This is a genomic window from bacterium, from assembly GCA_037200965.1.
GTDB lineage: Bacteria > Patescibacteriota > Minisyncoccia > Phycocordibacterales > Phycocordibacteraceae > C7867-001.
This window is the reverse complement of record JBBCGK010000001.1, coordinates 240380-252185: the sequence shown is the minus strand read 5'-3', so window position 1 is coordinate 252185 and position 11806 is coordinate 240380. Positions and strand designations below refer to the sequence as shown.

At 56.8% G+C, this 11806-nt stretch carries 17 protein-coding genes and 2 tRNA genes; 10 read left to right on the top strand and 9 right to left on the bottom strand.

Annotation, left to right across the window (positions count from 1 at the left end):
- Positions 1 to 27 precede the first annotated feature (27 nt).
- The 3 genes from rpmG (at position 28) to WDN10_01545 (ending at position 1854) form a co-directional block, all read left to right on the top strand.
- Positions 28 to 183: a 50S ribosomal protein L33 gene (gene rpmG / locus WDN10_01555; protein ID MEJ0053399.1), complete on the top strand. Its 156-nt coding sequence runs from the start codon at positions 28 to 30 to the stop codon at positions 181 to 183.
- A gap of 132 nt (positions 184 to 315) precedes the next feature.
- A complete protein-coding gene (locus tag WDN10_01550; protein ID MEJ0053398.1) occupies positions 316 to 612 on the top strand; it encodes a hypothetical protein in 297 nt (98 codons plus the stop codon).
- 303 nt (positions 613 to 915) lie between these two features.
- Positions 916 to 1854, top strand: coding sequence for a hypothetical protein (locus WDN10_01545; GenBank protein ID MEJ0053397.1), 939 nt, complete (start codon positions 916 to 918; stop codon positions 1852 to 1854).
- Here WDN10_01545 and WDN10_01540 read toward each other — a convergent pair.
- Both WDN10_01540 and WDN10_01535 read right to left on the bottom strand, forming a co-directional pair.
- Entirely contained in the window at positions 1742 to 2095 is a 354-nt protein-coding gene (locus WDN10_01540) for a four helix bundle protein (GenBank protein MEJ0053396.1), read from the bottom strand. The genes WDN10_01545 and WDN10_01540 overlap by 113 nt on opposite strands.
- Before the next feature lie 18 nt (positions 2096 to 2113).
- Positions 2114 to 2356, bottom strand: a complete 243-nt coding sequence (locus tag WDN10_01535; protein ID MEJ0053395.1) for a hypothetical protein — start codon at positions 2354 to 2356, stop codon at positions 2114 to 2116.
- A gap of 158 nt (positions 2357 to 2514) precedes the next feature.
- On the opposite strand from WDN10_01535, the gene WDN10_01530 reads away from it, so the two are divergent.
- On the top strand, positions 2515 to 3165 hold the full coding sequence (locus WDN10_01530) for an RNA-directed DNA polymerase (GenBank protein ID MEJ0053394.1): 651 nt from the start codon (positions 2515 to 2517) through the stop codon (positions 3163 to 3165).
- Here WDN10_01530 and WDN10_01525 read toward each other — a convergent pair.
- From WDN10_01525 to WDN10_01515, 3 genes are all read right to left on the bottom strand, one after another.
- A complete protein-coding gene (locus WDN10_01525; GenBank protein ID MEJ0053393.1) occupies positions 3162 to 3563 on the bottom strand; it encodes a PPC domain-containing DNA-binding protein in 402 nt (133 codons plus the stop codon). The genes WDN10_01530 and WDN10_01525 overlap by 4 nt on opposite strands.
- 22 nt (positions 3564 to 3585) lie before the next feature.
- Positions 3586 to 3657 (bottom strand) — tRNA-Trp (locus tag WDN10_01520).
- 7 nt (positions 3658 to 3664) lie between these two features.
- Complete coding sequence (locus tag WDN10_01515) at positions 3665 to 4327, bottom strand: hypothetical protein (protein MEJ0053392.1); 663 nt, start codon at positions 4325 to 4327, stop codon at positions 3665 to 3667.
- Positions 4328 to 4421: 94 nt separating this feature from the next.
- Between WDN10_01515 and WDN10_01510 the strand changes: the two genes are divergently transcribed.
- Positions 4422 to 5315, top strand: a complete 894-nt coding sequence (locus tag WDN10_01510) for a hypothetical protein (GenBank protein ID MEJ0053391.1) — start codon at positions 4422 to 4424, stop codon at positions 5313 to 5315.
- 31 nt (positions 5316 to 5346) lie between these two features.
- A complete protein-coding gene (locus tag WDN10_01505; GenBank protein MEJ0053390.1) occupies positions 5347 to 5895 on the top strand; it encodes a hypothetical protein in 549 nt (182 codons plus the stop codon).
- On the opposite strand, the gene miaA is transcribed toward WDN10_01505, so the two are convergent.
- A complete protein-coding gene (gene miaA / locus WDN10_01500; GenBank protein MEJ0053389.1) occupies positions 5858 to 6724 on the bottom strand; it encodes a tRNA (adenosine(37)-N6)-dimethylallyltransferase MiaA in 867 nt (288 codons plus the stop codon). The genes WDN10_01505 and miaA overlap by 38 nt on opposite strands.
- A 117-nt stretch (positions 6725 to 6841) precedes the next feature.
- On the opposite strand from miaA, the gene WDN10_01495 reads away from it, so the two are divergent.
- Complete coding sequence (locus WDN10_01495) at positions 6842 to 7429, top strand: redoxin domain-containing protein (protein ID MEJ0053388.1); 588 nt, start codon at positions 6842 to 6844, stop codon at positions 7427 to 7429.
- Here WDN10_01495 and WDN10_01490 read toward each other — a convergent pair.
- The 3 genes from WDN10_01490 to WDN10_01480 form a co-directional block, all read right to left on the bottom strand.
- Positions 7426 to 8097, bottom strand: a complete 672-nt coding sequence (locus tag WDN10_01490; protein ID MEJ0053387.1) for a hypothetical protein — start codon at positions 8095 to 8097, stop codon at positions 7426 to 7428. The two genes, WDN10_01495 and WDN10_01490, sit on opposite strands and share 4 nt — an antisense overlap.
- Positions 8097 to 8411: a hypothetical protein gene (locus WDN10_01485; GenBank protein ID MEJ0053386.1), complete on the bottom strand. Its 315-nt coding sequence runs from the start codon at positions 8409 to 8411 to the stop codon at positions 8097 to 8099. Before WDN10_01485 ends, WDN10_01490 begins: the two co-directional genes overlap by 1 nt.
- Before the next feature lie 35 nt (positions 8412 to 8446).
- Positions 8447 to 8527: transfer RNA gene (locus WDN10_01480), tRNA-Leu, on the bottom strand.
- 62 nt (positions 8528 to 8589) lie between these two features.
- Between WDN10_01480 and WDN10_01475 the strand changes: the two genes are divergently transcribed.
- From WDN10_01475 to WDN10_01465, 3 genes are read left to right on the top strand one after another with little or no spacing between them, the layout of a single operon-like run.
- On the top strand, positions 8590 to 9546 hold the full coding sequence (locus tag WDN10_01475; GenBank protein MEJ0053385.1) for a ParB/RepB/Spo0J family partition protein: 957 nt from the start codon (positions 8590 to 8592) through the stop codon (positions 9544 to 9546).
- A 37-nt stretch (positions 9547 to 9583) separates the two neighbouring features.
- Positions 9584 to 10747: a GspE/PulE family protein gene (locus tag WDN10_01470; GenBank protein ID MEJ0053384.1), complete on the top strand. Its 1164-nt coding sequence runs from the start codon at positions 9584 to 9586 to the stop codon at positions 10745 to 10747.
- The gene (locus WDN10_01465) at positions 10740 to 11804 is read left to right on the top strand and encodes a type II secretion system F family protein (protein ID MEJ0053383.1); all 1065 of its coding nucleotides are present in this window, start codon (positions 10740 to 10742) and stop codon (positions 11802 to 11804) included. The genes WDN10_01470 and WDN10_01465 overlap by 8 nt, the downstream gene beginning before the upstream one ends.
- Positions 11805 to 11806: the final 2 nt, after the last annotated feature.

Here is an 11806-nt window from a genome sequence, read left to right as displayed (position 1 = left end):
ACGGGCCGGTTTTGCTAGAGTTGGGCCATGTCTCAGGATCACCTCATAAAGATCAAGTCCTCGAAGTCCGACTTCGTGTACTATACCCGCAAGAACCGCAAGAAGGTCGAGCGCAAGATTGAGCTCAAGAAGTTCGACCCGACGATCAGAAAGCACGTCGCCTTTAAGGAGGTGAAGAAATAGAAAAAGCGCCCCCGAAGGGGCGCTTTTTCTGACCTGATTTCAAAATGGTATACTTTCCATGGTCGTTCTTGCGGTTTCGTCCGCATTAGCCCGGGCTGAAAGGACCCTACGACAGTGAAACTGAGAGTTGCAGTGCAGCAAGGCATATCCGTGCGCGAGTATTACTACAGCATCAGGGCGGATACGGGTCGCAGAAAATACCCGACACCCGACGAGGTTCGCCATCTTCAGCAACTGAGAGGCCGCATCGAACAAATGGCGAAGAAGGAGCTGGGCAGGAGTTTTCTGGGGTTGAGCGACGCGTTTGCCGCCGACTGCCTGTTCCTGCTCGTGAAGACGGGAACCTCGAAAGATGCGCGCGTGAAATTCAAGCTCCGATCGCTTCTCGGGCGGATCGAACTCTTTGATTCGGAGAAAGCCAGGGGATAAGAGCGAATACGATGCCTGACGACAGTCGCCCGAAGGATTGGAGTCGGGCGTCTGTTGTTTCCGGACTACACGGCAAGTACACACTGCCGGTCCGTACTAAATGCATACTTGACAATATATCGTATATCGTGTACGCTTGACCGCAATCGGCTCTTTGATAACCAAGAACTCGTGAGGCGAGCTATTTACGGCTTATTTTCGACAGTATCTGTCGAAACATTTTACAACTAGGCCGTAAATAGCTCGCCTTACACAGGCAAGACGCAAGTCCGACGACTCGGGCATTGAAAAAGGAATATGACCATGTCGGCATCCCCGGCCACGTCAGGCCAACACGACCACCTCGACGAGATGATCGCATCCGCCGCCGCGCGCATTCGCAGCGATGTTCCCCTCGATCACGAAGCTCACCAGCGCCTCTTCAGGCGCCGCGGTGAATTCGACGAAGGGTTCGTCGCCCTGGTGACGCGCCTTTCGGCAAAGCAGCCGGATTACACGCTCGCGCGTTCCATCCTTGGCGGCGACTTCATCACCGCCGAAGAGATCATGGCGAAGCGTCCGGACATCGCCTACAGCGCGCAGCAGATCGAAGCGCTCGCGGACAGCATTCCGCCGGTCGAGACGCTGAACGCGCTCAAGGCCGCTGGCTATGCCCTGATGCCGCACTCGCCGCAGATGCTCGCGCTCCTGGCCATCCGTGCCCTGAAGCCCAAGCTCTTCTCCAGCAAGACCGGCGGCTGGTACGAGCAGGCGAGGTTCGCGCAGAGCGATCTCACCGGCTCCGGGTGGTTCGCCCACAAGAAGACGGAAGTCACGGGTTCGACGAGCAAAACCTGGGGCGAACAGACCCTGCTGCCCTCGAACACCGAACGCGTCCCGAACGCCGCCGAGACGAGCTGGTTCATCACGGTCTTCTTCGAAGTCCGTGGCGTTTGGCTCTTCAAGAGTCTCTACGTTCGCACGTCCAGTCTCGACGCGGACGGCAATCACGTCTATGTCGGCGTCGACTCCGAGTCCGTCAACGTCAGCCCCTACTGGGACAGCTACCGCGTCTCCGACCTCGGTCTGGCCGCTGCCTGGCAGTCGTTTCTCTATCCGGAAGAAGATCCGCCTCCTCGGCGGATTTCTCCTACCGTTCCTTGGCCGAACGGATCCATCCGCCAAGCATCCTGCCGATCTCGTCAACGTTCGCTTCAAGCGCAAGGTATTTCTTGTTATCGATGGCTTTCACGTCCTTCGTGAGTCGAACCAGAATCCGTACCAGGTTGAGCTTCACGCTCGCCCCCTCAAGTATCGGAAGTTTCTCCGCTTTACTTGACTGGCTTGCAAGCAGAATCGCCTCGACGATGTCGAGGATGGAATTCTCCGAACGCTGCCAGATCGTGTATCGATCCTGCTTCGACACGTCGGCGCGGTAGCCGTAGAACATCTTATACAGGTCGTAACTCTTCTTGAAAATCGGTATGTCTAGGTCACTATTCATATGAAGGTATATAAGGACTTATACGGATCGATAACCTCGCCAGAAAACCTGTTCGAGGCGTGGGATATCTTTAAGCGCGATAAGCGCGGCAAACCGGACGTGGCGGCTTTCGAGCAAAACGTCGAGTATGAACTTTTCAAACTTGCTCGGGAGCTGCGCGGCAAGTATTACCGCCACGGGCCGTACCGGGGTTTTTGGATCCGCGACCCAAAGATACGGCGCATACATAAGGCGACGGTACGCGACCGCGTACTCCACCATGCGATTTTTAAGATACTCAATCCGGTTTTCGAGCCGACCTTTATAGCGTCCTCTTTTTCCTGCCGGATAGGAAAGGGCACGCACAAAGGCGTCGAATATTTGAAGCATTCGCTGCGTGCGGTAAGTGCGAACGGGACGCGGCCTTGTTTCGCCTTGAAGTGCGACGTACGGAAGTTTTTCGACACCATCAATCACGCGGTACTGCTCGGCATTCTCAGAAAGAAAATCGCCGATCCGGAAGTTCTCTGGCTTCTCGAAGAAGTTATCGAAAGCTATACGGCCGGATTGAATGGGGGGGGGGGGGGGGGGACGATACGCCAAGGAACGGAGTGCCGATCGGCAATCTTACGAGCCAGCTTTTCGCCAACGTGTATATGAACGAGCTCGACCAATTTATAAAGCATGGGCTTAGGGTCAAACATTATATGCGATATACGGATGATTTCGTAATCGTGTCAGGAGACCGTTCGTATCTTGAGAGTCTGATTCCCGAAATTGGCACGTTTCTTGAAGAACGACTTCACCTCTCCCTTCATCCTGATAAAGTCTTTATCCGCACGTATCGACAAGGGATCGACTTCCTCGGATACGTCGTATTGCCCGGGCATATCGCCCTACGCCGGAAGACAAAACAGAGAATCATCCGGAAGCTTCGGAAGCGTGCAGCGGAATTTAGGACAGGCAATACAAGTGAAACAACTGTCCTTTCATCTTTTAATTCATATCTTGGCGTCCTCTCCCACGCCGATGCGTATCGCCTTACGGAAGAGATAAAGAATGATTTCTGGTTTCGGACAAGAGGGGTTTAAGCGGTTTCGATTACGAGCTCTTCAAATCCGGTAGCGGGATCTAGTGTGCGCTTAAAGCGGGTGTTCTTCACTATTCCTATCACCAGTTCGCATGTAGTCCGGACGATACACCCTTCCTTTATATGCCCTCCATAGGCGTTTCCTGAAATATCAGAAACAGTAATATGCACATGACAACCGTTTTTTGACACTGTTCCATGCAGCGCATCGATCTCTAGGTTCTGTGGTTCGATGTACTTTACTTCACCGTTTATCACCGGAACACGGATTTTCGCTTTCTTCAAACTTCCGACTCCGGAAAGAATAACGCCCGCTTCGATATCCTGTTTAAAGGTTACGTCCTTGATTTCCACCAGTAAATCTTGCCCATCGGTAAGACGTACGGCAATAGTTTCCATGCGCTCAGTGTATCACTTTTAGCGGGCCCAGCTGGACTCGAACCAGCAATACTTCTTTTGGAGAGAAGCGTTTTACCATTGAAACTATGGACCCGTATCCATCATTGTACCATGCTTTTAAGAAACGCTCGGGCAGTAGCGGATATTTTTCGCGCTACCCGTACATCGTGGTACGTAATGTGTATGCAGCCCGGGTATCCTTGTTTTATGGTCTTTCCGGTATGCGGTTTCCAAAATGTTTTAAGAAATTGCTCTTCCGGGATTCCGGTTATCTCCGACCAGAACAATCGCAGTTTTGACTCATTATGATATTCGTGAAGGTGCATGCAGATTCTGAACTTTCTTTCATCAAGAACAAGTGCCGTTCGCAACAGCACAACGAACGCCCGTATTATATCGACATCCGAATTTGAAAATCTGAACCTGCCGTCATTATGGCTCTTTTCTCCCTCGCACCAATATAGAAGGCTGCACACTACAAGTGCCCAATCTTTATCCAGTTTGATACGCTTCGTCAGGACATCCGCATCTTCTTTTGCTTCCGAAAGTATGCGAGAAGTCAGCGCCAATCTGTTGTTTCGGGCCGTCTTCTGTCCTGTAGTTTGCAGCGACGCTATCCGTTCCCGCGCCTGCGGAGAAATATCCAACGTCCTCACCCAGAGCGACACGGAACTTTTTGCGACTCCCAGCATCGCGGTTATCTCGTTTAGCGTATGCCCTTTGTAGCGCAGGCGTATTGCGGCCTCCTTCTCTTTCAATTTCATTGAACCCAGTGTAGCAGGCACGGGACTGATGCTCTTATTTTACTGGGGAGAGCGTTCGTGCAGCGAAAAGATACGGTAGTATATACATACTCATATGGACTTCACCGGGAGCATCGTCCCCGAGATCTGCCAGCATTGCGCCTGCGGCTGGGGCGGTTTTTTCGCCGTAGTTCAGAACCTTCTCAAATTCGGCCTGTATCTGGCGGTCTTTTTTGCCGTGCTTCTGCTGGTGTACGCGGGATTCCTGTTCGTAACCAACGCCGCGAGTCCGGATAACGTGAAGCAGGCGCGAACCGTGGTGCTGCAGACGGTAATCGGTCTTCTGGTCGTCCTTGGTGCATGGCTTATCGTCAATACGGTCATGAATGCGCTCTATAACGGCACGTTCGGGCCGTGGAACGCGATCATTTCCGGGGGCGAGGCTGCCTGTCTTGAGCTCAGCACGCCGCGGGCACCAGTAACGGCGACCAATGTTTCCGCGACGCCGAGTTCGGGAAACAGTTCGTGCAAGGTGCCTTCAAACGCGAACAACCCCTGCAGCGTGCAAGGCCTCCAAGGAACATGCTTCGCGGCAAACGGGGAAGTGGCGTCGAAAGTATGCAATCTCGAAAGCGCGGGCGGACAAACCGCGATCCCGAGCGGATCCGACAAGCTCGATAAGGGAAAGGGACCGAGCTATTCTTGGGGACTTTGGCAGATCAATCTCACGACGACGAAGCTCGGCAGTCTTAATTGCCCGGCCGCATTCACGCACCCGTGCTCGGGGCAGTACATACGGAATCAGGGCAAGGTAGGGTGGTGCGACTCTTCCGTTAAAGACCAGAATCTCTATACTCAGTGCGTTCGTGCGGCTCAGGATCCGAAAATCAACACGCAGGCCGCCTGCGGCCTCTATACGCCGACAATGAGCGCATGGGCATGTTCCGCAAGCCGCTGCGGCGTTCCGGGCGCGAAGACGCTCTCGGGCGTATGCGCTCCGGGAGGATAGCGCGAAATGGTATGCTAATGAATATCTTGCCATGAAAGCGAAACTGATCATCACCGCGGCAGTGATACTTGTTGCGATTATAGCCGTGCTGGCTTTTTATCTGATCCGGCCACATAGCGCCGAGCTCCCGGTACAGAATCCCGCTACGAATCCCTTCGGAACGCCGGCAGGAACCGTTACGACGACGTCCGGTACCAGTTCGGATCTCTTGCCCGTCATTCTCAATGACGGGAGCACCGTTCAAGTTCCTGATTTTACGAAAAGTAACCAGCCTGATTGGGCCGGTCCGGCGGCCGGATACCAGGTTGCCGGGAGCGTAACGTCGGATTTTGTCATTACCTATATCCTTCCCGACCCGACGACGCAGCGGCCGCAATTTCTCATCACGCTTCTTGCCGAGCCGCTCGGGTCCGTCCGGCTTGCGGCGGAACAAGCCCTGCGCACCGCGCTTGAGCTAAGCGACACTCAGCTATGCGCGCTCGATACGGTGGTTTCGGCGGGTCCGGGCGTGAATGACGCGTATGCCGGGAAAAGCCTCGGTCTCAGCTTCTGCCCGGGCGCGACGAAGCTTCCGAACTGATGTCCATAAGTTTCCGCACCCAGGCCCTTTGGCGCCGGGCGTATTGCCAGAGCTTGGCGGAGAGGGCGGGGAGGATCGAATCCTCGGTCCGTTCGCCCCGCAGATATTCCCCGATGATCCGGTATTCGAGTCCGAGCTCATTAAGGCGTACGTCGCCCACGCGCTCGCGGATACGCCTGACTTCCTCGATAAGGCCGCGCGGAAACTTCTCCTTCTCCCGCGCCTCAAGCCGTTCCCGGTACTCTTTGGGAGAGGGATCGAGGACGATCCATTCGATTTCATAATCGCTCCGGTATGCGGTATCGCGCACCGGCACCGTGCCGTGCGCGCTTATGAGCTCGAGCGCGCGGACGAGCCGTCTCCGGTTTTTCGGATCGAGCTCGGACGCGCGGCGCGGATCGAGCTTCGCGACTCGTTCCGCGAGCTCCTCCGTCGGGAGCGCCTCCAGTTCTTTTTGAAGAAGGGCGTTTCGCGGAACTTTCTCCGGCACGGCGCGCAGAAGCGCGTCGAAGTAGAAATGCGTTCCTCCGGCGAGTATAGGAAGCTTGCCGCGCGAGGAAATATCCCCGATCAGCCGCTCGGCATCGCGGGCGAAATCGCGTGCCGTATATACCTCCTCGGGCTCGCGGATGTCGATCAGGTGGTGCGGGACTCCGTCCATCTCACCGGCGCTTATCTTTTCCGTTCCGACATCGAGCCCGCGATATACTTGCCGCGAATCCACCGATATCACTTCGCCGTTCCTTTCTTTCGCGAGCGCGACGGCCTTGGCCGATTTTCCCGAGGCGGTAGGGCCGATTATGCAGACGATACGGGTTTTAGCCTTCATGTTCGCGCATGCTATCATGGCATGAAGCGCTAATCGAACATGGCTATGAAAGAGCAGAAAAGCAACTATTGCGAGCATTGCGGCGATTTCCACGACAAGGTGGGCGAATACGCCTCCCTGGTGCGGATAGGGGAGCGGGTGCCCGACTTCGAGTTCGAGGTTTTTCACGGGGAGGAGATCAAAACCATGAAGCTCTCCGGCTTCCGGGGATCGTGGCTTGTCCTCATGTTCTATCCGGCTGACTTTACCTTCGTCTGTCCGACGGAGCTTCAGGAGATGGCGGCTCTCTATCCGAAGTTCCGGGAACTGAATGCGGAAGTGCTCTCCGTCTCCACCGACACGGTCTTCGCGCATAAGGCCTGGCACGACACATCGGAAGCGATAAAGCAGATCAAGTTCCCGATGGCGGCGGATCCTTCGGGGAAGCTCGCGTACGCATTCGGCACGTTGATCGAGGGCGGGGAAGCGCCGCTCCTTGCGGACGAGGGGTTGTCGCTGCGTGGTACCTTCCTCATCGACCCGTCGGGCGTGCTCCGCACTATGGAGATACACGACAACAGCGTCGGCCGTTCGGGGAAGGAAACGCTCAGGAAACTCCAGGCCGCGCAATATGTCGAGACGCATCCGGGGAACGTATGTCCCGCTTCCTGGGAGCCGGGCGACGATACGCTCGAGCCGGGGTTGGGGCTCGTGGGGAAGATTTAGACCGCGCTGACCGCTTTCCTGTTTTCAGCGATTTCCGCGAGCGCTATGGCGCCGCGTTTTTGAGTCCATATTTTATGCGCGACCAAGGCGCGCACGATGTCGGTAAGGTTCCAGACGGTCTCGACACGGTAGCCTCTGGCCCGGAGCTTTTCGGCGCCGCCCTCTTCGCGATCAACGAGAATGAGATGGCTCATGCGTTTTGCCGGGTATCCGTCTTCGCAGAGGCGTTCGAACGCCTCATATTTTGAAGCGCCATCCGTTATGGTGTTGTCGATGGTGAAATAGAAAAACCGTTTCGGCTGCGGCCTGCCGTCGACCCATTTCTTATGGGCTCCGTACGCTTTCTTCCTATCGCGCAATATTTCAAACGCGAATTTGCCTTTAGGGTGCATCGCCGCCGCCTGCGCGAGCGTCCTGCCAGCGGAAGGGATGCCGATGAGGCAAGGGAGGAAGCCTTTTGGAGTGAGCGCCTTCACGCGCTTCGCGAGGGCGCCGCCTATGGCAAGCAAGAGTTCCGGGTCATGCGTGAGATCGTCGCGACCGCCTACATAGACATGCGAGCTGAGGCCCGACTTGAAGGTGACCGGTTTCTCTTTCCACGCGATGAAGCCCGACGCGACGAACTTCTTGAGGGTTTTCTTATCTAATTGGATGTTGCGAAGCGTCATTATTTTACGTATCCGGGCGCGCGCTCAAGCAATTCGTCCGCGCTTAACCCTGCCTCTTCGGCGAGCTTGAGCGCGTTGATGAACATCTTTACGGACGCCGCCTTCAGTTTTTCCTCCGCTTCCGGAGAGGTCTGTTTGGTATGGTCGTAGTCCTCGCAGAGGGCGGCGAGCTTGCCTGCGGTCTTGGTTATGTGGAGGACCGAATGTTTGATCAGAAAGTTCTTCCTTTCGGTAGTATCCATGCCTGCAAGTTCCGGGTACCGGGAAGGGTCGCATTCCCAGACCGTCGCGATACGTTCCATTAATTCTTTCATACCCACCATCCTACCATTATCCACTATCCACGCTGTGCCGGGGGAGAGACTTGAACTCTCATGCCTTGCGGCGAGGGGTTTTGAATCCCTTGCGTATACCATTTCGCCACCCCGGCTTTCCATGCATCCTACCCGCGCTTGGGCTTTGCCGCAACGCGCATGGTATTATTTTTTCATCATGCACGACTCGAAATTCGCCGAACCGACCAAGTACGATTCCATCTTCTGGGTGGAGGTCGATAAGATAAGTCCGAATCCGTATCAGCCGCGGAAGGAATTCGACGAAGCGCGCCTCAAGGCGCTCGCCGAATCCATACGCCAGTATGGCGTCCTCCAGCCGCTTACGGTAACTAGGAAAGAGATCGAGAAGCCCGAAGGCGGTCTCGCAAGCGTCTACGAGCTCATCGCGGGCGAGCGGCGTCTTCGGGCCTCGAAGCTCATCGGACTTAAGGAAGTGCCGGTCGTGATCAGGGTAGGGGAGGAGACCGACCGCATGAAGCTCGAGCTCGCCATCATTGAGAACCTGCAGCGCGAGGATCTTAATGCCGTCGACCGCGCGAAGGCGCTCGAGCAGCTCGTAGAATTCGGCCTTTCGCATTCGGAGATCGGCGCGAAGATCGGCATGAGCCGGGAGTATGTCTCGAACACGGTACGGCTTCTTAATTTGCCGGAACATATGCTGCAGGCGATCGTGGACAAGGAAATGACCGAAGGGCACGCGCGCACCATTCTCATGCTCGCAGGGAAGCCTGACGAGCAGGAGACGCTCTTCAAGGAGATCGTGCTCAAGAAGATGTCAGTGCGCGCCGCGGAGCAGGTCGCGCGCAATATCGCACCCGACCGCGTGAAGCGCTATCACCGCAAGACACCCGAGATGGTGACCATCGAGCGCGCGCTTACCGAAGCGCTCGGCACCCGCGTAATGATCGAATCGAACGACAAAGGCGGGCGGCTTATGATCGATTTCTTTTCTTCCGAGGATCTTTCGAGCATCGTCGCCGCGCTCGCCGCAAAAGACGCCGCTGCACAGGCGCCCGCGCCGCTTGCGGCGAATACCACGCACGTCGATGCCATGCCAGCGACTCCTCCTGCTCCGGAAGACGACCTCTATTCCGTTTCTAATTTCTCGGTTTAGATTTTTCTTATAACCGAATTGTTAGGCTTCAATCGCCATGTCGGCGATCGCCTTGGTCGAGGAGCTGCTCGCTTCCGCGCACGCGCGCGGATCTTCAGATATACATCTCGATCCGCAGAAGGAAAAGCTAGTCGTCCGTTTCCGCGTGGATGGGGAACTGGCTGACGCTCACGAAGTCCCGAGCACGCTCCATGGCGAGCTTATCGCGCGCGTAAAGATACTTGCGGGACTCCGTACCGACGAGCACCAGGCGGCGCAGGACGGACGTTTTGTCTTTGGCGGCAGGTCAGGGCAGATCGATGTCCGCGTATCGATCGCGCCAACCTATTACGGAGAGAACGCGGTCCTGCGCCTCCTTGCTCCGAGGGAACCGGGCCCGCTTGAAAGTCTCGGGTTTTCCACCGCGCACGCGGATCTCATCAAGACGGCGCTTGCCCGGCCTCACGGCATGATTCTCGTCACGGGACCGACCGGAAGCGGAAAGACCTCGACTCTCTATGCGCTCATTGCTCTTCTTAATAGAAGGGAAGTGAACATCCTTACGATCGAGGATCCGGTCGAATATTCGATCCCGGGCATCAACCAGATACAGGCGAACGCGCGCACCGGCCTTACATTCGGAAACGGGCTCAGGAGCATGCTTCGCCAGGATCCCGACGTCATCATGGTGGGGGAGATACGGGATATCGAGACTGCGGGAATGGCGACCAATGTCGCACTCACGGGCCATCTGCTTCTTTCGACCCTTCATACGAACGATGCGCCGACGGCGATCCCGCGTCTTCTCGATATGAAGGTAGAGCCATATCTTCTGGCTTCGACCGTAAGTCTCGTAATTGCGCAGCGGCTGGTGCGCACGATATGCGCCGACTGCCGGGAGCGTCGCGAGCTCACAAGCGCGGAGCGGGAAAGCCTCGCGCATGTCTTTTCTCCGGAAGGATTGCCGGACGAGGCTGCGAGTTTCCGGGGAAGAGGCTGTGAGAGCTGCGCAGGCACGGGGTATCGCGGCCGCACGGGGATATTCGAAGTGCTTGCAATGACGCCGGAGCTTCGCGAGGCGGTGCTCCGCAAGGCATCCCTTGACGAGCTTCGCGAGCTTTCCGCGGCCGCCGGAATGCTTCCCATGCACCGTGACGGGTTCGGCAAGGCATGGAAGGGCGTGACAACGATCGAGGAGGTAGTCCGCATGCGCCATGCATAAGCGGCCGTATCTCCTCCTCTTCGGCAAGGAAGAGCAGATGCTCTTCGCGAAACGCCTCGCGCTCATGCTCCGATCGGGCGTGCCGATAGTCGCCGCGCTCTCGCTTCTTGGCGAAGAGGCGCGGACGCATTCCTCATCCCATATCCTGCATACGCTCCGGGAGACGGTCGCGGCCGGACGCCCTCTTTCCGCGGGTCTCGCCGCGTTCCGCTCCGTATTCGGCGATCTCGGCGTACATCTGGTCGAAGTGGGGGAGACGAGCGGGTCGCTTCCGGAGCATCTTGAGCGGTTTTCGCAGTCGATCAAGAAGGAGCGCGCACTCCGAAGGAAAGTCATAGGAGCGCTTCTGTATCCTGCGATCATCGTGGCGGCGACGCTCGGCATCACGACCCTGCTTGCGCTCTACGTGTTTCCGAAGATCATTCCGGTATTCAAGGGCTTTCATGCAGCGCTTCCGCTCTCGACCAGGCTTCTTATTTCTCTCAGCGAGTCATTCGCGCGCTATGGGCTATATATCCTGCTCGCCCTCATGGCGGTTGTGGCTGCGGCGGTTCTCTTGCTTCGCGTGCCGTCCATAAGGCTTGCGGCCGGACGCGCGCTCCTGCGGATTCCGCTTCTGGGAACGCTCTTTCGGGAATACGCGGTCGCGAGCCTGGCCCGTACGCTCGGGACGCTCTTGGGGAGCGGGGTAGGCGTCGTGCGCGCAGTCGAACTTGCGGCGCTCGGGACAAGGAGCGGCGCATACCGGAAAGCATGCGGGGAGATGGCGGAGTTCGTGTCGACCGGACAAAAGGTTTCGGCGGCGTTCGCGCTTGAGCCGCTCCTGTTCCCGCCGATGCTCGCGCAGATGCTTTCGGTCGGAGAATCGACCGGCTCGCTTTCGGAAAGCCTCTTGTACTGCGCGGACTTCTACGAGGAAGAGCTCGACGAACTCTCAAAGAGCATCGCGGTCCTTATCGAGCCCGTACTCATGATCGTGATGGGCCTTATCGTGGGATTCGTCGCGCTCGCGATAATCACGCCGATCTACGGCATCACACAGAACCTTGCGCCCTAACC

What these genes read in the sequence shown, in the direction of transcription:
- rpmG (MEJ0053399.1), top strand. Translation starts at nt 28, where the DNA reads ATGTCTCAGGATCACCTCATAAAGATCAAGTCCTCGAAGTCCGACTTC.
- WDN10_01545 (MEJ0053397.1), top strand. Translation starts at nt 916, where the DNA reads ATGTCGGCATCCCCGGCCACGTCAGGCCAACACGACCACCTCGACGAG.
- WDN10_01540 (MEJ0053396.1), bottom strand. Translation starts at nt 2,095, where the DNA reads ATGAATAGTGACCTAGACATACCGATTTTCAAGAAGAGTTACGACCTG.
- WDN10_01535 (MEJ0053395.1), bottom strand. Translation starts at nt 2,356, where the DNA reads ATGGTGGAGTACGCGGTCGCGTACCGTCGCCTTATGTATGCGCCGTAT.
- WDN10_01525 (MEJ0053393.1), bottom strand. Translation starts at nt 3,563, where the DNA reads ATGGAAACTATTGCCGTACGTCTTACCGATGGGCAAGATTTACTGGTG.
- WDN10_01515 (MEJ0053392.1), bottom strand. Translation starts at nt 4,327, where the DNA reads ATGAAATTGAAAGAGAAGGAGGCCGCAATACGCCTGCGCTACAAAGGG.
- WDN10_01510 (MEJ0053391.1), top strand. Translation starts at nt 4,422, where the DNA reads ATGGACTTCACCGGGAGCATCGTCCCCGAGATCTGCCAGCATTGCGCC.
- WDN10_01505 (MEJ0053390.1), top strand. Translation starts at nt 5,347, where the DNA reads ATGAAAGCGAAACTGATCATCACCGCGGCAGTGATACTTGTTGCGATT.
- miaA (MEJ0053389.1), bottom strand. Translation starts at nt 6,724, where the DNA reads ATGAAGGCTAAAACCCGTATCGTCTGCATAATCGGCCCTACCGCCTCG.
- WDN10_01490 (MEJ0053387.1), bottom strand. Translation starts at nt 8,097, where the DNA reads ATGACGCTTCGCAACATCCAATTAGATAAGAAAACCCTCAAGAAGTTC.
- WDN10_01485 (MEJ0053386.1), bottom strand. Translation starts at nt 8,411, where the DNA reads ATGAAAGAATTAATGGAACGTATCGCGACGGTCTGGGAATGCGACCCT.
- WDN10_01475 (MEJ0053385.1), top strand. Translation starts at nt 8,590, where the DNA reads ATGCACGACTCGAAATTCGCCGAACCGACCAAGTACGATTCCATCTTC.
- WDN10_01470 (MEJ0053384.1), top strand. Translation starts at nt 9,584, where the DNA reads ATGTCGGCGATCGCCTTGGTCGAGGAGCTGCTCGCTTCCGCGCACGCG.
- WDN10_01465 (MEJ0053383.1), top strand. Translation starts at nt 10,740, where the DNA reads ATGCATAAGCGGCCGTATCTCCTCCTCTTCGGCAAGGAAGAGCAGATG.